Source organism: Rhizobium sp. ZW T2_16 (genome assembly GCF_044987325.1).
Taxonomy (GTDB): Bacteria; Pseudomonadota; Alphaproteobacteria; order Rhizobiales; family Rhizobiaceae; genus Neorhizobium; species Neorhizobium cellulosilyticum.
In genome coordinates, this window is sequence record NZ_JBJDRG010000005.1 from 121,899 (window position 1) to 141,587 (window position 19,689).

20 protein-coding genes are annotated in these 19,689 nt (G+C 60.6%); 10 read left to right on the plus strand and 10 right to left on the minus strand.

The features are described 5' to 3' along the window. Window positions 1-33: 33 nt before the first annotated feature. From ACI3K0_RS15335 to ACI3K0_RS15380, 10 genes are all read right to left on the minus strand, one after another. Window positions 34-432, minus strand: a complete 399-nt coding sequence (locus ACI3K0_RS15335) for a RidA family protein (RefSeq protein WP_206826713.1) — start codon at window positions 430-432, stop codon at window positions 34-36. Further along, window positions 429-1,433 carry an ABC transporter ATP-binding protein gene (locus ACI3K0_RS15340; protein ID WP_286194782.1) on the minus strand — a complete coding sequence of 335 codons (1,005 nt, stop codon included), beginning with the start codon at window positions 1,431-1,433 and terminating at the stop codon, window positions 429-431. The genes ACI3K0_RS15335 and ACI3K0_RS15340 overlap by 4 nt, the downstream gene beginning before the upstream one ends. Then, window positions 1,430-2,404: an ABC transporter ATP-binding protein gene (locus ACI3K0_RS15345; RefSeq protein ID WP_404945563.1), complete on the minus strand. Its 975-nt coding sequence runs from the start codon at window positions 2,402-2,404 to the stop codon at window positions 1,430-1,432. Before ACI3K0_RS15345 ends, ACI3K0_RS15340 begins: the two co-directional genes overlap by 4 nt. Then, window positions 2,401-3,942, minus strand: coding sequence for a gamma-glutamyltransferase family protein (locus tag ACI3K0_RS15350; RefSeq protein WP_404945564.1), 1,542 nt, complete (start codon window positions 3,940-3,942; stop codon window positions 2,401-2,403). Before ACI3K0_RS15350 ends, ACI3K0_RS15345 begins: the two co-directional genes overlap by 4 nt. Continuing rightward, on the minus strand, window positions 3,939-4,859 hold the full coding sequence (locus ACI3K0_RS15355; RefSeq protein ID WP_206826718.1) for a polysaccharide deacetylase: 921 nt from the start codon (window positions 4,857-4,859) through the stop codon (window positions 3,939-3,941). The genes ACI3K0_RS15350 and ACI3K0_RS15355 overlap by 4 nt, the downstream gene beginning before the upstream one ends. Before the next feature lie 15 nt (window positions 4,860-4,874). Then, a complete protein-coding gene (locus ACI3K0_RS15360) occupies window positions 4,875-5,660 on the minus strand; it encodes an SDR family NAD(P)-dependent oxidoreductase (protein WP_206826720.1) in 786 nt (261 codons plus the stop codon). A 7-nt stretch (window positions 5,661-5,667) separates the two neighbouring features. Then, window positions 5,668-6,537, minus strand: a complete 870-nt coding sequence (locus tag ACI3K0_RS15365) for an ABC transporter permease (RefSeq protein ID WP_404945565.1) — start codon at window positions 6,535-6,537, stop codon at window positions 5,668-5,670. Next, the gene (locus ACI3K0_RS15370; RefSeq protein ID WP_148147025.1) at window positions 6,534-7,460 is read right to left on the minus strand and encodes an ABC transporter permease; all 927 of its coding nucleotides are present in this window, start codon (window positions 7,458-7,460) and stop codon (window positions 6,534-6,536) included. Before ACI3K0_RS15370 ends, ACI3K0_RS15365 begins: the two co-directional genes overlap by 4 nt. A 61-nt stretch (window positions 7,461-7,521) precedes the next feature. Beyond that, window positions 7,522-9,030, minus strand: coding sequence for an ABC transporter substrate-binding protein (locus tag ACI3K0_RS15375; RefSeq protein WP_404945566.1), 1,509 nt, complete (start codon window positions 9,028-9,030; stop codon window positions 7,522-7,524). A gap of 2 nt (window positions 9,031-9,032) precedes the next feature. After that, window positions 9,033-9,812 (minus strand): GntR family transcriptional regulator, encoded by a 780-nt coding sequence (locus ACI3K0_RS15380; RefSeq protein ID WP_404945567.1) that lies wholly within the window; start codon window positions 9,810-9,812, stop codon window positions 9,033-9,035. Between the two features lie 336 nt (window positions 9,813-10,148). On the opposite strand from ACI3K0_RS15380, the gene ACI3K0_RS15385 reads away from it, so the two are divergent. From ACI3K0_RS15385 to ACI3K0_RS15430, 10 genes are all read left to right on the plus strand, one after another. After that, entirely contained in the window at window positions 10,149-11,651 is a 1,503-nt protein-coding gene (locus ACI3K0_RS15385) for an ABC transporter substrate-binding protein (RefSeq protein ID WP_404945568.1), read from the plus strand. A gap of 200 nt (window positions 11,652-11,851) precedes the next feature. Beyond that, entirely contained in the window at window positions 11,852-12,646 is a 795-nt protein-coding gene (gene modA / locus ACI3K0_RS15390; RefSeq protein ID WP_183685660.1) for a molybdate ABC transporter substrate-binding protein, read from the plus strand. A 51-nt stretch (window positions 12,647-12,697) separates the two neighbouring features. Further along, window positions 12,698-13,414 (plus strand): molybdate ABC transporter permease subunit, encoded by a 717-nt coding sequence (gene modB / locus ACI3K0_RS15395; RefSeq protein ID WP_183685662.1) that lies wholly within the window; start codon window positions 12,698-12,700, stop codon window positions 13,412-13,414. Further along, window positions 13,411-14,472: a molybdenum ABC transporter ATP-binding protein gene (gene modC, locus ACI3K0_RS15400; protein WP_404945569.1), complete on the plus strand. Its 1,062-nt coding sequence runs from the start codon at window positions 13,411-13,413 to the stop codon at window positions 14,470-14,472. Before modB ends, modC begins: the two co-directional genes overlap by 4 nt. Before the next feature lie 121 nt (window positions 14,473-14,593). After that, entirely contained in the window at window positions 14,594-15,649 is a 1,056-nt protein-coding gene (locus ACI3K0_RS15405; RefSeq protein WP_404945570.1) for a LacI family DNA-binding transcriptional regulator, read from the plus strand. Between the two features lie 73 nt (window positions 15,650-15,722). Beyond that, window positions 15,723-16,391 (plus strand): amino acid ABC transporter permease, encoded by a 669-nt coding sequence (locus ACI3K0_RS15410; protein ID WP_404945571.1) that lies wholly within the window; start codon window positions 15,723-15,725, stop codon window positions 16,389-16,391. Window positions 16,392-16,404: 13 nt separating this feature from the next. After that, window positions 16,405-17,064: an amino acid ABC transporter permease gene (locus ACI3K0_RS15415; protein ID WP_148147037.1), complete on the plus strand. Its 660-nt coding sequence runs from the start codon at window positions 16,405-16,407 to the stop codon at window positions 17,062-17,064. Between the two features lie 50 nt (window positions 17,065-17,114). Next, the gene (locus ACI3K0_RS15420; protein WP_206826736.1) at window positions 17,115-17,912 is read left to right on the plus strand and encodes a transporter substrate-binding domain-containing protein; all 798 of its coding nucleotides are present in this window, start codon (window positions 17,115-17,117) and stop codon (window positions 17,910-17,912) included. Window positions 17,913-17,936: 24 nt separating this feature from the next. Next, window positions 17,937-18,716: an amino acid ABC transporter ATP-binding protein gene (locus ACI3K0_RS15425; RefSeq protein WP_404945572.1), complete on the plus strand. Its 780-nt coding sequence runs from the start codon at window positions 17,937-17,939 to the stop codon at window positions 18,714-18,716. Between the two features lie 25 nt (window positions 18,717-18,741). Then, on the plus strand, window positions 18,742-19,677 hold the full coding sequence (locus tag ACI3K0_RS15430) for a 2-hydroxyacid dehydrogenase (RefSeq protein ID WP_404945573.1): 936 nt from the start codon (window positions 18,742-18,744) through the stop codon (window positions 19,675-19,677). The last annotated feature ends 12 nt before the right edge of the window (window positions 19,678-19,689 follow it).

Consider the following 19,689-nt stretch of genomic DNA (forward strand, 5'->3'; position numbering starts at 1 on the left):
GCACAAGCCTCTGCGTAGGATTGTAGCCTAACCTTAAGCGGCGGCGATCGCCTCCATCTCAAGCAGCCAGTCCGGGTCGTAGACATCCGTGATTATCGTCGAGAGAGCGACAAGATGCTCGCCCATCACCTCGAAGCGTACCTTTGCATTGATATCGCGGTCTTCATAACGCTTGAGGAAGGTCGTAACCTTTACCAGGTTAGACAGGCCCATGTCGGCAGCTTCGAGCTGGGCAATGACATTGGCCCAGCAATGCCTTGCCTGCTCCTCGAAGCCTGCGGGCACCTTGCCGTCCTTGTCTGCCGGTATCTGCCCGCTGATGAACAGCAGCCTGCTGTGGCCGGATAGATCGACCGCCTGCGAATAGCGCCGATGCAGGGATTGCGGTGCGTTCTCGGCATTGACTGGTGTGATCTTCAGTTCTTCTGTCATGCAAAATACTCTTCATCGTTGAGCCGGGACGCGCGCACATGGCATGCCGCCTGCTCCTGCATACCAACCTTGACGAGCGGCGGCGGCTCGCGTCGGCAGATCTCTTCGGCCAGCGGACAGCGGGTGACGAAAGAGCATCCGACCGGCGGATTGGCCGGGCTCGGCAGGTCGCCCGTCAGAATTATCCTTCTGCGGGCGCGTTGCGCGATCGGATCGGGCAGCGGTACGGCAGAAAGAAGCGCCTCGGTATACGGGTGAACCGGCCGCGCGAAAACCGCTTCCGTAGGCCCGGTCTCAACCAGTTTTCCCAGATACATGACCGCCACGCGATCGGCGAAGTGACGCACGACCGAAAGATCGTGGCTGATGAACAGGTAGGAGAGGCAGAAGCGCCTCTGCAGGTCGAGAAGCAGGTTGAGGATCTGCGACCGGATCGACACGTCCAGCGCCGAAACCGGCTCGTCGAGAATGAGCAGTTTCGGCTGCAGCGCCAATGCCCGTGCGATGACGATGCGCTGGCGCTGGCCGCCGGAAAATGCGTTTGGCCGCCGCTCTGCATGCTGCGGATGCAGGCCGACAAGCGAAAGCAGTTCGGCTACCCGCTCGGCCCGCGACTTCGCATCGCCCACGCCATGGATAGCCAGCGGTTCGGCAATGCTGTCGCCGACTGACATTTTCGGGTTGAGCGCCGAAACCGGATCCTGAAACACGGTCTGGATATCGCGGGAAAGCCGGATACGGGTCTGGCGTTCTCCATGCCTGACCTCCTCGCCGGCAAAGGAGATCGTGCCGGCGGTCGGGATCTGCATTCCAAGGACGGCCGCACCGAGCGTCGATTTTCCACATCCGCTTTCGCCGACCAGCGCCATGCTTTCGCCGGGCGCGATATCGAAATCGATACCGTCCACGGCCTTCACATGACGGATATCGCGGCCCCAGAAGCCTTTGCTGATTGGGAAATGGACCTTCAGTCCACGAACCGAGAGAAGAGGTGCCATCAGACAAGCGCCTCCACGCGATCGCTGTGCCAGCAGGCGGCGCGGCCGGTGTCGGGCCTTGGCGCAAGTGCCGGCATTTCGCTCAGACACCTGTCGCCGGCCACCGGACAGCGTGGATTGAAACGGCATCCGGCCGGCCATGAGCCGATATCGGGCACCGTGCCCTCGATGACCGGCAGTTCGGTCTTTGCCTGCCCGTCGAGCCGGGGAATGGTGGAAAGAAGAAGGCGCGTATAGGGGTGGCGCTGGCTGGCAAAGATCGTCTCGACCGGTGCCTCCTCGACGATCCGGCCGGAATACATCACCGCAACACGGTCTGCCATATCCGCGACCACACCCATGTCGTGGGTGATCAGCAGAATGGCCGTGTCGGTCTCGTCCCTCAGCCGTTTCATCAGTTCGAGGATCTGCGCCTGGATCGTCACGTCGAGCGCGGTCGTCGGCTCGTCGGCGATCAGGAGTTTCGGTCGACAGATCAGCGCCATGGCGATCATCGCGCGCTGGCACATGCCGCCGGAAAGCTCGAACGGATATTGCCGGTACCGCAGCTGCGGCTCGGGAATGCCGACCTCCGCCAGCATGTCGATGGCGGCGGCCTTGGCCTCACGGGACGAGACGCCGCGATGGATGATCAGGCTTTCCTCGATCTGCCTGCCGATCGGCATCAGCGGATTGAGCGAGGCGACCGGTTCCTGGAAGATCATCGCCAGCTCCGCGCCGCGCCGCAGCCGTTGCCGTTCCTCGCTGATACTGACAAGATCGGAGCCGCCGAGCTCCACTCTGCCCCTGTCGATCTTCGCCACCTTGGGAAGCAGCCCCATCACGGCAAAGGCCGTCATCGATTTGCCGCAGCCGGATTCTCCGACCAGCGACAGGATCTCTCCTGCACCGATCGCAAGCGAGACACCATCGACCACCGTATTGCCGCGGATCGAGACCGAAAGATCGCTGACGTTGAGGACTGGTCCGCTCATCGCATCTCCTCGGCCGTTGCGGCCCATGGGTGGTTCGGATGCGCCATAGCGACGAATTCATCGCCATTGCGCATCACGGCGGAGGGGATGGCGAAATTGACGGGATAGAGCGTGTCCTCGACGATCTCGACGGGAAATTCGCCCGACAGCCGGTTCGCGACATCGGCCCGCGCCCGGCGGTCGACCATGATCGTCACCCCGCTCGCGTCGATGCGCGGGCTCATGAAAGCGTCTTCCAGCGACAGTCCGAAACATGCCACATAGGATAGAAGCTGCACCACGGCAGGCATGATCTGGCGTCCGCCCGCGGCACCAAGTGCCATATAGGGCCTGCCGTCGAGGGTGGCGATGATCGGGCACATGTTGGCGAGCGGTCGCACACCCGGTGCGATCGAATTCGGCTGTCCTTTTCGCGGATCGAACCACATCATGCCGTTATTCATCAGGAACCCGGTCTGCGGCAGCACCACTTTCGAGCCGAAACGGGAAAGCAGCGTATTGGTGAGCGACACCATCGTACCTGTGGAATCGACGACGCTGACATGGGTGGTGCAGCTCCCACCACCGGCATGGCCAAGGCTATGCAGGCGATATTCCGATGCCCGGCGCAGCGCCCGCGCGAAGGCGAGCGCGCTCTTGCCGGACAAGGGGTCTTCCGTCGGCAATGTCTTGTCGAGTTCGCTGATTGCGTCGATCATCGTCGGCCCGCCGGACAGGCCGCCCATGGCATAGATGTCGAGGCCGCGATAACCGTGTTTCAGCGGCTCGAGCCAGCGAGGACGGTAGCTTGCCAGATCCTCGGCACCAATGCGCGATCCGCCATCCTGCAGATCGGCAACGATCTTGCGGGCCGTCTCGCCCTCATAAAAGTCGCGCGCCCCGGCCTTTGCCAGCCGCTCCAGCGTTACAGCCTTTACCGGCATCGGCAGAAAGGCCTCGACGCCGCGCTCGGGCGCACGAGGCGGACGGCCATCGACAAGGAATATTTCTGACGATGCGGGGAAACGCGACAAGCCTGCAGCATCGATTGCCAGAGCCAGAACGGTAAACCAGTCGAGTTTCGTTCCCCGCCGCGCATGTTCGATTGCCGGCTGCAGCGCCTCTTCCCATGTCAGTGTCCCGAATTTCTCCAGCGCTTCCGCCAGTCCCGCAATGGCGCCGGGCGTGGAGATCGAGGAATACCCGATAATATTTCGGTCGCCGACGATCGATGGCCAGTTGAACCAGTCGCCGTCGCGGCCGGCAGTCAGCGGATAATCTTCCGGATCAAGGTTCTGCGCCGAGATCACGTTGAAATCGAGCGTGTCTACAACGCCTGTAGTGCCATCCGCCCTTAGCATGAAACCGCCGCCGCCGATGCCGGAAAGCCAGGGTTCAACGATACTCAGCACCAGTGTGGTCACGACTGCCGCATCGACGGCATTGCCTCCGCGCGAAAGCACTGCGGCGCCGGCCTCTGCGGCAAGTCGGTTCTGACAGGCGACCAGCCCGTTGCGGCTGCGGGTCTCGCCCTTGCGGATGGTCCAGCTCTCGGTCATGCGTTTTTTCCAAATCGCCGCGCGCCGATCGGCTGCGGTATTCTTGCCTCGACTGCGAAACGGTTTTGATTGGCAGAGCCCTGATGAAAACGGGCGATCTCGTCTGCGGTGGCCACCCAGGCCGCCGGCTCGGCCGCAATCTCCTGCAGCAGATCTTCGAGCAGTGCGATGCGCTGAGCGCGACCGGAAATCCAGTCATGCACGGTGAGGGTAAAAAGGCCGCCGAAACGGTGCAGGGTGCGCCACTCCGATTTCCAGTCCTCCAGCACCATGCGGCCGGATTGCATCGGAAAACGATCCCGCCCGCCCCCTTCGAACTTGAAGAAGATAGCGTCGTCGACGGCCCATTGAACCGGGATCTCCGTCACGCCCTCGATCTCGTAAGGATGGTCGAAACCGGAGAGCGAGCTGTCATAGCTGAGCCCCAGCCGCCTGACCTCGGACAGCATATGCGGTGTCATTTCCCAGGCGGGTGAGCGAAAGCCTGTCGGGCGCTTACCTGTCTGCTTGACGAACAGTTCGAGGCTCGCTTCGATCGCACCGGTAAACTCTTTATCGGAGATTTCCGAGACGATCTCGTGGAAATAGCCATGCAGGCCGATCTCGTGCCCGGCATCCAGCAGGGCGGGCAGCATGTCCGGATGCTGTTCCGCGACATGGCCAGGCACGTAGAAACTGGCCTTGAAGCCGAACCGGGCGAAAAGTTCGACCAGCCGCCATAGCCCGGTGCGTGGGCCGAAATTGCGGATCTCGTGGGTGCCGAGCCGCTGCGGCGCACTGTCACCCTGCGACCACAAGAACGGCGAGTTGGCATCGACATCGACGGACAAAAGCACAGCGGATTGCTTTCCCTCCGGCCATTGGTAGGCAGGGAAGGCGGAAAGTGGTGCGGCCGGATCCTGCTTCTGTTCTGGCATGGCTTCCTCCTCGGCCTAGAGGGCTTTCTTCTTGTCTTGATAGACGGCGAGCGATCCGATCGAATTGCCGCCATCGACGGCAAGCGTCGCACCGGTGATGTAGGATGCGGCGGAGGACGACAGGAACAACACGGCATTCGACACGTCGTCGCTGGTTGATGCACGGCCGAGCGGAATGGCGTCGGTCACCGTCTTGATGTGTTCCTTGCTCAGGGCGCTAACGCTGCTGCCGGCGGCAAAACCCGGCTCGACGATGTTCACGCGAATACCGTATTCAGCAAGCTCGATGGCAAATCCCTTTGTCAGCCGATCGAGTGCGGTCTTGGAGGTCGAATAGGTTACGGCGGTGCGCCGCATCTTGCGGGCGGCACCTGAGGAAATGTTGACGATCGATCCCTTCACGCCCTTGCCGACCATCTGCCGGGCAAACAGTTTGGACAGATAGAACGGCGCCCTGAGGTTCACGCCCATGATTGCGTCGAAATCGTCGATATCCATGTCGAGCAGAAAGCCCGAGGGATAGATGCCGGCATTGTTGACGAGAATATCCGGCGCACCCCATCGTTTGGCGATCTCGGCGGCGAAACGGTCCATGTCGGGCGAACTCATCAGGTTCGTCGTGATACCGAAAGCCTGATCTCCGTAGATGCCAACGGTCGCAGCCAGTGCCTCGGCGCGGTGGTCGGTGAGGCAGAGCTGCGCGCCGGCCTCCGCGAATGCCTTGGTTATCCAGCCGCCGATAATGCCGCATGCACCTGTGACGATGACCTTCTTGCCGGCAAATTCATTCTTGAAATCCATGTCGGGATTACCTTGCTTTCGGATCGAGGCGGTCACGCACGTGGTCGCCGATCAGGTTGATCGATAAAACGAGAAGGAAGAGGGCAAACCCCGGAAAGGTGGCGATCCACCAGGCCGTTGCCACATAGTTGCGGCCGGTCGAAAGCATCGCCCCCCAGCTTGCCGTCGGCGGCTGAACGCCGAGGCCGAGGAAGGAAAGCCCCGCTTCGAAAAGCACCATCAGGCCGAATTCGAGCGTCGCGACGACCGCAAGCGAGCCTGCAATATTCGGCAGCACATGCCGGCCGAGCAGCCGCAGCCAGCTCGCGCCCATGAAATGCGACAGCCGCACATAGGGCATGTTGGCGACCGAAAGCGTCTGGCCATAGGCGACGCGCGCATAACGCGGCCAGCGGGTCAGCGCCAGCACGATGACCACGTTGACGAGGCCCGGCCCCATCACCGCAACGGTGATGATGGCAAACAGGATCGCCGGCACCGACAGCACGATATCGACCAGCCGCATGATGACGATCTCGACCCAGCCGCGATAAAAGGCGGCGATCATGCCTAATATGCTGCCGAGCGTGCCGGACAAGAGGACCGAGGAAAAGGCGACGAACAGCGAAATCCGTGCGCCGTAGATCAGCCGGCTCAGGACATCGCGCCCGAGTTCGTCCGATCCGAGAATATAGGTGACGCCGCGCGAGACCGTGCCGGGTGCCTTCAGCCGGGCAAGAAGGTTCTGCGTGTTCGGATCGACCGGCGCCACCAGCGGTGCGGCGAGCGCGAGCAGCACCATGGCTGTGATGACTATGAGGAAGGGCAGGGTAGCCCAGGGTATATTGGAGGACCTTGCCGGTTTGGTGGGCGCGACAGATTGCGGTTGCGCACTCATGAGCCGGCTCCCATGCGGATGCGCGGATCGATCAGGCTGTAAAGCAGGTCGGCAACAAGATTGAGGCCGATGGCCGTGATCGCGCCGAGCATAACCACACCCTGCACGACCATGAAGTCGCGGGCGGTGATCGCCTGTATGGTCAATTGTCCAAGCCCCGGCCAGGCAAACACCGTCTCGACAATGACCGCACCGGCCAGAAGATTGGCGATCTCCAGCGCCGAGACCGTCACGACCGGGATCGATGCATTGCGCAACAGGTGGCGGAAGATGATGCGGCGCATCGGCAGGCCCTTGGCGTGGCCGGTTCGCACATAATCCTTTTCCAGTTCGTCGAGCACGGCGGTGCGCGCGACACGGGCAAAGGTCGCCATCGACAAAAGGCCGAGCGCGATCGAAGGCATGACGATGCTCGACAGTTCACGCGCACCCGATGGCGGTGCCCAGCCGAGCCAGACGCCGAAGACCATGATCATCAGGATGGCGCTCCAGAAGGTCGGCATGGATTGCCCGGCAAGCACAAGGGCGGAAAGCAGCCGCGCGATCGGCCTGCCGCGACGGATCGCCAGCGTGATGCCGACCGGAATACCGATCCCGAAGGCCACCACCAGTGCGCCGGCAGCCAGCATCAGAGTATAGGGAACGCGGGTCCAGATCAGTTCGGCGACCGGGATGTTCTGCACGTAGCTGCGCCCGAGATCGAAGAACATGAGGTTGCCGATATATTCGAGATACTGGATGGCGACCGGCCGGTCGAAGCCAAGCGCGATCCTCATCCGGTCGACATCCGCCTGCGAGGCATCCATCGGCACCAGCAGCAGAACCGGGTCGCCAGCCAGCCGCTGCAGGAAGAAAATCAGGGTCATCACGCCGAAGATGGCGATCAGCGCTTGAAAAAGGCGCTTGGCAAAGAAGATCGGCACTTGCTTTTCCGCTGGTTGGGAGGGCAGCAATCCGACGATTGCAGATCGCTGCCGGCTTCCATCAGTCGTTCCAGGACATACGGTTCAGGAACATGCTTTCGTTGGCGGTCGGCTGCCATTCAAGGTTTTTGGCTCCGCCGTAAAGAACGGCAGCTTCGTAGAGCGGTACCATCGGCACGTCGTCGGCGACAAACTTGGCGACGCCGTCGTAGGCATGCTGGCGTTCCTTGTCATCGAGCGTATTGCGGGCGGCGACAAGCAGCGCATCGATCTTCGGATCGCGCAGTGACGACCACGAGCTTGAGGAATGCAGAAGCGGGAAGAGCACGCCGTCGACATCCTGGCAGGCGCAGGACCAGCGGCCGAAGGCGAAATTCGCCTGCTGCGCCGGTTCGCTCTGGGCACGCTTCAGATACGCCGCCATGTCGGTCAGCTGGATCTCGACATTAAAGCCGACATCGGAAAGCATCTGTGCGAGCGCCTGCACGATACGCTGGTCGAATACCGGCGAGGTCGCAAACGAAAGCTTGGTCTTGCCGGCGCCCGTCTCCTCGACGATCTTCTTTGCGGCTTCCGGGTCGAATTCCACGTTCTTCAGGTTAGGCACGAAACCGAAATAGGTATTGTTCGCCATCTGGCTTGCCGGCTTGTCGAAACCGCCGAGCAGGCCTTCGACAATGCCCTGCTTGTCGATCGCCATGGCGACAGCCTGGCGGACTTTCGGTTTGTCGAGTGGCGCGATCGTCGGGTTGAGCTTCAGATAGGCGATACGCTCCGTCAGCGCACTCAGCACCTTGGCCGAACCACTGCCTTCCAGCTGTTTCGCCTGGTCGGCATCGAGTGTCACGATCAGGTCTGCATTGCCGGCCTGAAGATCGGCAAGGCGCGTTGCTGCATCGGGAACTGCGCGGAATTCGGCCTTTTCAAACGGTCCCTTGTCGCCCCAGTAGTCGGCATTGCGCGAAAGTGCGACCAGCGAGCCGCGGTCCCAGCGGTCGAACTTGTAGGGGCCGGAGCCGACGGGTGCCGCATTGAAGGCGTCGTCGCCGATTTTCTCGACCACATGTTTCGGTACGATCGACAGCTTTACCAACTGAGCGAGCAGAACCGGATAAGGCCCGTCGGTCGTGATCGTGACCTCGTTCTCGCCTGTCACCGCAGCCGACTTGATCTTGTTGAACTGGCTGAGCTGCGGGCTCTTGAAGGCCGGATCGATGATCCGCGTGACCGAGAAGGCGACATCCTCGGCGGTCAGTTTCTCGCCGTCATGAAACTTCACGTCGCTGCGCAGCTTGAAGACGACTTCGGAGGGAGACTTGTATTCCCAGCTTGTTGCGATCTGCGGTGCGATCTTTCCCGCATCGTCGCGAGTGATCAGGTTGTCGAAGACGTTGCGGTAGACGTAATAGCTGTCGGGGTTCCACTGCTTCTGCGGATCGAGCGAGGATGGCTCGTTCACCAGATCGACGACGAACATGTCCTTGGCGCTCGCGGGGCCGCTAAGGAAAGTTGCTCCGCCCAGAGCGGCGGCAAGCAGAAGTGCCGAAGTAATACGTCTCAAACCTGGCATTGTCAGTTCGTCCTTGTTCGTTCCTGGTTCGGTTGAAATTCATTGGTCTCGGCCTTGGTCCTTGCGGCCCGCTTGCGGCGGGTGACCGGTTCGTTAAGGATGGCCGAAGATTCAAGAAAGCGTGCTGCAAGATAGGCTTCCAGCAGGTCGGTCGCGGCGGCGAAATGCGCTTTGACCCCTTCGCTGTCGCCGGCAAGCAGGCAGGCTCCAAGTGCCGCACGGTCGGCTCCCTTAAGCTTTGCCGTGCTGCGTGCCTCGAAAAATGTGACGAGCCGCGCCGAACGATCCCACAGGTCGAAAAGCCAGCCGCTCACCGTCGGCATGTTGAGCCGTGTTGCCAGCAGTGAAAGCAGGTCGCGTTCAGCGCGCCGCAGCGTTCCCTGCAGATCGAGAGACGGGTCGCTGCGTCCGTGAAGGGCCGCATACATGTCGCACAGCTTCGCTACATGTGCCTGGTCCGCCTCGGTCAGTTTCACCTCCGCCAGAATGGCTTCCAGATGCCGCCGCCCGGCAACGATTTCGCGAATCTCGCCGGCAGAAACCGGGGCGACCTGCCAGCCGCTTCTGGGTGCCGACGTCACAAGGCCGCTCGCCTGAAGGCGCTGAAGGGCCATGCGCACCGCACCGCGGCCGATGGCGAACTCATCGCAAAGCCGGGCCTCCGAAAGCACTTCGCTGGGCTTCAATACGCAATGCACGATTGCGCTGCGCAGCGTCTGTTCGGCAGAGAGACCTTTGCCCAGACCGGGCACCGGCGACGAATAGGCATCACTATCAAGCATTCTGGTATCTCAATTCGTTATTCTGGCAGCCGAAATGGCCGTCCTCTGATCCCTTCATCGTCAGATTCACGAAACTTGTCAAAGCTGATTCCTGGAGCCGACCGTGTTCGGCCATACCCTCTAACCTTCTAGCTATTCCGGCTTTCTGGCATCAAGCTGTTCACCTCGACATTCAGGATTGCATAGCGAAATTTAAGATGTCAACATGGGTTTATGAAATGTCATTTATTTTAATTGACATCTCAGAATTAGAATAAAGTTGCATGACCTGCGCCGGTCAGCAGTTCAAGCTAAGGCGTTTCGAGAACTGATTTTCGCTGATAAGGGGAACAACTCATGCGATCACACAGGCATATTCTCGCTGGCATCATTTTCGCCGCAACCAGCATTGCATTACCGTTACAGGCTTACGCCTCTAAGGATCTTTTTGTCATTGATCTGCCGGGCGAGCCGTCGTCGCTTGACCCGCATGTCCAGTGGAATCCGGACAGCTACAACGTCTATCGCAACGTCTTCGACAACCTCGTCACGCGTGATGACGAGGGCAAGATCGTCCCGCAGATTGCCACCAGCTGGGATTATCTTTCCGACACACAGATCCGCTTCAAGATCCGCGATGACGTCACCTTCCATGATGGGACTAAGCTGACAGCCGAAGATGTCGCCTTCTCGGTGAAGCGCATCACCGATCCCGCCTTCGCCAGCCCCCAACTCGGACAGTTCAACCAGATCACCGATGCGGTCGCTGACGATCCGACGACGATGACGCTGACCACCAACGGTCCGTATCCGCCTCTCTTCGCCCAGTTGGTCAAACTGTCGATCGTGCCGAAGGCCGTAGTCGAGAAAGTAGGCAAGGACGCCTTCAATCCCAGCCCTGTAGGCTCCGGCCCGTACAAGTTCGAAAAATGGCAGCGCGGCGTCGAGGTGACGCTCGCGCGCAATGAGAGCTATTGGGGTGACAAGGGCGCCTTCCCGAAAGCCGTCTTCCGCGCCGTGCCGGATGCCGCGACCCGCGTTGCCAATCTGCAGGCTGGTGCGAGTGATCTTGCGACCTATCTGAACGGCGACCTCGTTGCGCAGATCCAGTCGTCGGGCAAGGGCAAGGCCCTGGTTGGCAATACCGAGCGTGTCGCCTATCTAGGCATGAATGTCACCAAGGCGCCGCTCGACAAGCCTGCAGTTCGCGAGGCGATCGCCATGGCGATCGACAAGGTCGGCATTGCCGAGGGCATCCTGGCGACCGGAGAAAAGCCGGTCCCGGAAATCGCCTCACCCGCCCATATGGGCTGGGTCGAAGGCATCGAGGCGCTGCCTTTCGATGCGGCCAAGGCAAAGGAGATCATCTCTTCCACGCCCGGCGCAGACACACCCATCAAGCTCTTGACTTCGCCGGTCTATGACCAGCGCGTCGTGCAGGCGATCCAGCAGATGCTCAACGATGCCGGCATGAAGATCGAGATCGAGATGACCGACATGCCCAACTGGCTGAAGCAGATGCAGGGTGGGCCTGGCGTCATCCCCGCAATCGCCTTCAGTCGTTGGAGCTGCGGATGCCAGGATGCCGACGGAATTCTCTATCCGCTGCTGCATTCGTCGAGCGGCTGGTCGAGCATCAAGGATGCCGAGATCGATGCAGCGCTCGATCTAGCCCGCAAGTCGCTGTCGCAGGAAGAGCGACTGGCCGCCTACAAAAAGGTGCATGAGAAGGTGAATGCGGAAAACCTCATCATCCCGCTCTATCAGGCCTCCGTTGTCTACGGCGCCGCCGAACAGGTCTCCTTTACGCCGACGCCGAACGAAAGCATTTTCCTCAACCGGATCGAATGGAACGATTGAGCGTCGCCTCGTGGAGGAGGATGTCTCGACCTCCTCCAGCGATATTTACGCTCCCCCGCCGAGCCTGGATTGCTGCTTGCGTGACGATCGACAAAAGTGCTCCGCGAAAAATCATTATATCCGGATAAATATAACGCTGGCCAAGGTGGTGCGTCTCGATATATTTGCCGGAATATTTCGATGATTGAGGGAGCCTGACAATGAAAATCGTTGACCGTCGCTGGATCAATAAAGCCGTAGTTGCGGCCGCAATGACCTTCACTGTCATGGCATCGGCCATGACACCTGCCTCCGCGCAGGAAAAAGTCACCGTATTTGCCGCCGCCAGCATGAAAAACGCGCTCGACGCAGCCAACAAGGCCTGGAGCGCTGAAACCGCTAAGGAAGTGACTGCCTCCTATGCGGCAAGTTCGGCGCTTGCAAAACAGATCGAAAGCGGCGCGCCGGCAGACATCTTCATCTCGGCCGACCTCGACTGGATGAAATATGTTTCCGACAAGAAGCTGGTGAAGGAAGACACCAAGTCCAACTGGCTCGGCAACCGCATCGTGCTGGTCGCACCGAAGGAAAATGCCAAGCCGGTCGATATCAAACAGGGCTTTGATCTCGCGGGTCTTCTCGCCGGCGGCAAGCTTGCCATGGGCGCACCGGACAGCGTTCCGGCGGGCAAATACGGCAAGGCCGCGCTTGAAAAGCTCGGCACCTGGGCATCGGTCGAAAAAAGCGTTGCCGGTGCCGAAAGCGTGCGCGCCGCACTCGCACTCGTCTCCCGCGGCGAGGCGCCCTACGGCATCGTCTACGCAACCGATGCCGCTGCCGATCCGGGCGTTGCCGTCGTCGGCACCTTCCCGGAAGAAAGCCATGCTCCGATCATCTACCCGATCGCTATCCTGTCCGAATCCAAGGCGCCGGATGCTAGTGCCTATCTCGACTATCTGAAGTCCTCCAAGGCCGCCCCCTTCTTCGAGAAGGAAGGTTTTACGGTTCTGAAGTAACGTCTTGAACAACAGGAAATGGCGGCTTCCGCTTCAGCGGAGGCCGTTTTCATGCGGAGTGGATCGTTGGACTGGCTGGTATTGAGCGATGAGGAATGGGTGGCGATCAGGCTCAGTCTCTGGGTCTCCGGCATCGCCATGATCGTCAGTCTGCCCTTCGGCATCGTTACCGCCTATCTACTGGCGCGGGGAAAATTCTGGGGCAAGTCGATCCTCAACGGCATCGTCCATCTGCCGCTGATCCTGCCGCCTGTCGTTACCGGTTTCATCCTGCTCGTGCTTTTCGGCCGCCGCGGCGTTATCGGCTCTTTCCTCAACGAATATCTCGGCATCGTTCTTTCCTTCCGCTGGACGGGGGCTGCGCTTGCCTGCGGCGTTATGGGGTTTCCGCTGATGGTGCGCTCCATCCGCCTGTCGATCGAGAGCGTCGATCGCAAGCTTGAGGAGGCCGCCGGAACGCTTGGTGCAAGCCCTGCCTGGGTGTTCTTGACCGTCACGTTGCCGCTGATCCTGCCCGGTATCATTGCCGGCATGATCCTCGCATTTGCAAAGGCGATGGGCGAGTTCGGCGCAACGATCACCTTCGTCTCCAACATTCCGGGCGAGACGCAGACGCTGTCGGCCGCCATCTACACCTTCACTCAGGTGCCGGGCGGCGATCTCGGCGCCATGCGCCTCACCATCGTCGCGATCGTCATTTCCTTTGCCGCATTGCTCGCGTCGGAACTGCTTGCTCATGTCGTTGGAAAGAGGGTGAGCCCGCAATGACCCTTCTCGTCGAAGCAAGACAAAAGCTTGGGGCCTTCTCGCTCGATGCCGGCTTTTCATCCGAAGGCGGGGTCACCGCGCTGTTCGGCCGTTCGGGGTCCGGCAAGACGTCCATGGTCCGGATCATTGCAGGTCTTTCGAAACCCGATCATGGTCGGCTGGTGATCGATGGCGAAGTGCTGGTCGATACGGAAAAACGCATTTTCGTGCCCAAGCACAGGCGGCGCTTCGGCTACGTCTTTCAGGAAGGTCGACTTTTCCCGCATCTCTCGGTCCGCCAGAACCTCACCTATGGCCGCTGGTTCGCGCCGAAGAATGCGCAATCGGCCGAGTTCGACCGGATCATCGACATGCTTGGCATTGATGCGCTGCTGGAGCGGCGGCCCGGCGGCCTGTCCGGTGGCGAAAAGCAGCGCGTGGCAATCGGTCGTGCCCTGCTTTCGGCCCCGCGCCTGCTGTTGATGGACGAACCGCTTGCCGCACTCGACGAAGCGCGCAAGGCCGAAATCCTCCCTTATCTGCAGCGCCTGCGCGACGAGACGGCAACGCCGATCGTCTATGTCAGTCATTCGGTTGCCGAGGTGGCGCAGCTCGCCCATAAGGTGGTGATGATGAAGGATGGCCGGGTCGAAGCAAACGGTACACCATCCGAAATTCTCTCACTGCCATCCACCGACCGACGGGAAGCCGGTGCGGTACTGTCCGGCACAGTTCAGATGGTGGATACTGCGCACGGCCTTTCAACGGTCAATCTTTCGGCGGCCAGCATGACTGTGCCGACCGCAAGGCTTGTCGCCGGCCAGAACGTGCGCATTCATATTCCCGAACGGGATGTGATGGTCGCGACGATCCGCCCGGAAGGCCTGAGCGCGCTCAATATCATCGAAGGACATGTGTCTTCGATCGAGCCGGATGGCGAGGGAATGGCGCGTATCCACATCCGCTCAGGCGACGATATCGTGCTTGCCCGCATCACCACGCTCTCGGTGGAGCGGCTGCAGCTTGCCGTCGACAAATCCATCTTTGCGGTCATCAAGACGGTCGCTCTGGAGCGATAGGATACACTGTCGGAAACTGAGGGTAATCGATTTTCGTGCTCGCCGAAGGATTGACCGAGGATTGATAGCGATCAATCTATAGGCGCAATACTGCTTCGGCTCGGGAGGACGATGCACAGCCATGTTATCCGAAGGCCGAAAGAAAAATCGCGTCACACTGCTGGATGTTGCCCGTCATGCCAGCGTCTCGCGCGCAACAGCGTCGCTCGTCATCCGCAAGAGCCCGCTGGTCAGTACCGAGACCCGCGCCAAGGTCGAGGCGGTGATGCAGGAGCTTGGTTATGTCTACAATATGGGCGCGGCAAGGCTCAGGGCCGATCGCAGCCTGACGATCGGCGTCGTCATTCCAAACCTCGTCAATCCGTTCTTCACCGAATTGCTGGCGGGCATTGATCGGGTCATCGATTCAGCCAGCATGGTGGTGATCCTGGTCAATAGCGGAGACCTCGTCGCCCGTCAGGAAACATTGCTGACGCGCATGCGCGAACACGGCGTCGATGGCATCATCCTCTGCCCGGCCGCTGAAACGGAGATGTCGCTGGTCGAGAAGATGGTCGAGTGGGACCTGCCACTCGTCCAGGTCCTGCGCCGCGTTACCGACGATTGCGATTATGCCGGTGTCGATTATGCTTTTGGCATGCGCCAGGCGGTGGATCATCTGGCGGAACTCGGGCATCGGGATATCGCTTTCGCCCTGCATGGTCCGGTTCATTCGGCCTACCAGGAGCGTGTCGACGGCTTTCGTGACGCAATGCAGGCGCGTGGGCTCGACCCCGAAAATGTCATCCGCGTGCCGCACCAGATTGCCGCAATCGCGGAGGCCGCCGGATTGTTTACCGAAGGTTCGCGTCGATCGAGCGCAGTCGTCTGCTTTAACGATGTCGTCGCTCTCGGCCTCGCTGCCGGGCTCTACGATCTCGGCATCAGCATTGGTCGCGATTTCTCGCTGGTGGGTTTTGACGATGTCGCGGATGCCGAGGCAATGCGCCCGCGCCTGACATCCGTTGCAACCTTTCCCGAAGCGATCGGGGAAGGAGCTGCAAAGCTGCTTCTGGATCGATTGGCCCAGCCGGATCTGGCGCCTCGCAAACTCGTGAAGGCACCGCAGCTGCATATTCGCCAATCAAGCGCCATTTGGCGTGGAAGCAGCTTGGGAAGACAGCAAGAATCGGGTTGACGTTGTCGGACAACTGATTTAGATCGATCTAAATCGTCGCATGGAGGTGCGGCATACGAGCGCGGAGGAGCCCTTGTACACTTTCAATTTCGAGCCCGTATTGGCGGGTTTTGACAAGCTCCTGCTCGGCGCCTGGGTAACGGTGCAGCTGTCCTGCGCGGCGATGGTGATCGGCCTGATCCTGTCGATCCTCTGTGCTGCAGGCAAGACGTCGCGGGTTGCGCCGCTGCGCTGGGTCATCGATGCCTATATCGAGATCATCCGCAACACGCCCTTCCTGGTGCAGATCTTCTTCATCTTCTTCGGCCTGCCGTCGCTCGGCATCCGGCTGTCGCCCAACAGTGCGGCGCTCGTTGCGCTGGTGGTGAATTTCGGTGCATACGGCACGGAAATCATCCGCGCCGGCATCGAGTCGATCCAGAAGGGGCAGATCGAGGCGGGTACCGCACTCGGCCTCTCCAAGCTGAAGATCTTCCGTTACATCATCATGAAACCGGCGCTCCGGACGGTTTACCCGGCGCTGACCAGCCAATTCATCTATCTGATGCTGACCTCCAGCGTGGTCTCCGCGATCTCCGCCGATGATCTGGCCGCTGCCGGCAATGACCTGCAGTCGGCGACCTTCGCCAGCTTCGAGGTCTATATCGTCATCACGGCCATGTATCTCGTCATGTCGATCGGGTTTTCCGCGATCTTCTCGATGATCGAGAAGGCCGCCTTCCGATATCCGTTGAGCCGCTGAGGAGGGCCGGATCATGCTTATCAGACCTTTTGGCATTAACGAGTTCTGGATCATCGTCATGGCAGCGCAGTGGACGATTGCGCTTTCCGCAATCGCCTTTGCCGGCGGTGGCGTCGGTGGTCTGCTGATCGCGCTTGCCCGCGTCTCCGATGCGAAATGGCCGCGGCTGCTTGCTACCGGCTTCATCCGCGTCTTCCAGGGCACGCCGCTCTTGATGCAGCTCTTCCTGGTGTTCTTCGGTATGAACATCATGGGTTTTGCCATCAATCCGTGGATCGCGGCGGCTGTCGCGCTGACCCTGCATGCCAGCGCGTTTCTGGGCGAAATCTGGCGTGGCTGCATCGAGGCGATCCCGCCCGGCCAGCGTGAGGCGGCTACCGCCCTTGGCCTGCGTTACTTCAACCGCATGCGCTACATCATCCTGCCGCAGGCAAGCCGGATTGCGATTGCGCCGACGGTCGGTTTCCTCGTGCAGTTGATCAAGGGCACCTCGCTTGCCGCGATCATCGGTTTCACCGAGCTCACGCGTCAGGGGCAGATCATCAACAATGCGACATTCAGCCCGTTCATGGTGTTCGGCACCGTGGCTGCGGTCTATTTCATCCTGTGCTGGCCGCTGTCGCTGCTTGCACGTCGCATGGAAGTGAAGTTTTCCCGGTCGACAACGCGTTGACCGGTCCTTAGCCGGCGGGAGGATGCCGGTGGACAAGAAAGGGTAGGAACATGAGCATTTCGAGACGCATGGCAATGGCCGGCATCGGCGCCGCTCTGGTCATCGGGGCAACCGCTTCGTTCGCATCGGCACAGACGGTCGAAACCATAAAGTCGGCCGGCACGGTCAAGATCGGCATGATGGTCGACTTTCCGCCATTCGGCATCATGAACACGTCGAACCAGCCGGACGGCTATGACGCCGACGTGGCCAAGCTGCTCGGCGCCGAATGGGGCGTCAAGGTCCAGATCGTTCCGGTCACCGGCCCGAACCGCATTCCCTACCTGCAGAGCAATCAGGTCGATCTGCTTGTCGCTTCGCTCGGCATCACCGAAGAACGCGCCAAGAATGTCGACTTCTCGCAGCCCTATGCCGGTATCTCGATCGGCGTCTTCGGCGCATCCGACACCAAGGTTTCCAAGCCGGAAGACCTGTCTGGAAAGACGATCGGCGTCGCCCGTGCATCCACGCAGGATACGGCCGTCACCAAGGTCGCTCCGAAGGACGCCAAGATCCAGCGTTTCGATGACGATGCCAGCGCCGTTCAGGCACTGCTGTCCGGTCAGGTCGAACTGATCGGCGTCTCCAACGTCGTCGCCACCCAGATCGAGCAGGCAGCTCCGGGTCGTTTCGACCAGAAACTGCAGCTCAGCCAGCAGGTTCAGGGTATCGCCGTTCGCAAGGGTTCGGCTGAATTGTTGACCGCTGTCAACGCTTTCGTCGAAAAGGCCAAGGCGGATGGCGAGTTGAACAAGATCCACGAAAAGTGGCTCGGTTCGCCGCTGCCGGATTTCGTCGCCAAGAAGTAATTTAAGACTGAAGGAGTTCCTCGCATGACCGAGGCAAAAGCGAACGCAACAGCGGCGGCCGTGCGCGGGACTTCCGATCTGGCCGTGCATATGGAAAGCGTCAACAAGTGGTATGGCGCCTACCACGCCCTCAAGGACATCAACCTCGAGGTCAATCGCGGTGAGCGCATCGTCATCTGCGGGCCGTCCGGCTCGGGCAAGTCGACGCTGATCCGCTGCATCAACCAGCTGGAAGTCATCCAGCAGGGCCGTATCGTCGTCGATGGTCACGACCTGACCGCCGGTGGCAAGAATATCGATCTGGTCCGCCAGGAAACCGGCATGGTCTTCCAGAGCTTCAACCTCTTCCCGCATATGACCGTGCTCGAAAACTGCACGCTCGCGCCGATGAAGGTACGCGGCATTTCCAAGGCCGAAGCCGAGAAGACGGCCCGTCGATTCCTTGAGCGTGTCCGCATTCCCGAACAGGCCGAAAAATACCCGGCGCAGCTTTCCGGTGGCCAGCAGCAGCGTGTGGCGATTGCCCGCGCGCTCTGCATGAACCCCAAGATCATGCTGTTCGACGAGCCGACCTCCGCACTCGATCCGGAAATGGTCAAGGAAGTGCTCGATACGATGATCGACCTTGCCAAGGAAGGCATGACCATGCTCTGCGTAACCCACGAGATGGGATTCGCGCGTCAGGTGGCCGACCGGGTGATCTTTATGGATCGCGGTGAAATTCTGGAAATGGGGCCGCCTGATACATTCTTCGAAAACCCGAAGAACGAGCGTCTGAAGAACTTCCTCGGCCAGATCGCCTGATCCAAAATCGATAAGGATACTGCAGATGAAACCGGACCTCCTGCTTCTCGAACAGATGATGAAGCCGATCGAGGAACAGCTCGATGCGCTCTACACCGTGCATCGCGCCTATGACCCAAGCCAGAAACAGTCGATCGAGGAAGCGCTGCCGCGCATCCGTGCGGCTGCGACAGGCGGCGGCGGCGGCATTTCCAAGGAGTGGATCGAAAAGCTGCCGAACCTCGGCGTTGTCGCCGTCAACGGCGTCGGCACTGATAAGATCGACCTGAAATTCGCCCGTGAGCGCAATGTCGATGTCGCGACCACGCTCGGCGTGCTGACCGATGATGTCGCCGATGTCGGCATCGCGCTCATCCTCGCTACTCTCCGCCAGGTCGTCGCCGGTGATGCCTATGTGCGCAGCGGCAACTGGAAGAAGGGCGGTTTCCCGCTCGCCACCAGCCCCAAGGGCAAGAAGCTTGGCATTCTCGGCCTCGGCCAGATCGGCAAGGCCGTCGGCCGCAAGGCGGAAGCCTTCGGCATGGACGTTCGCTACTGGAACCGCTCGCCGGTCAAGGACACGAGCTGGAAAGCCTGCGCCACGCCGCTCGATCTCGCGAGCGACAGCGACGTTCTCTGCGTCGTCATCTCCGCCAATGCCGAGACCTTCAACATCGTCAATGCCGAGATGCTCGAAGCGCTTGGCCCGAACGGCTATCTCATCAATATCGCCCGTGGCACGGTGGTCGATGAAGATGCGCTGCTTGCAGCCCTGACCGCCGGCAAGATCGCCGGTGCCGGCCTCGACGTCTTCGTCAACGAGCCGAATATCCGCGAGGAATTCTTCACCGCGCCGAACACCGTGCTTCTGCCGCATGTCGGCAGCGCGACGCATGAAACCCGCATGGGCATGGGCGAAATGGTCCTGAAAAACCTTGCTGCCTACTTCGCCGGCGAAAAGCCGCCGACCACCGTCAACTGAGGATAGCCAGCG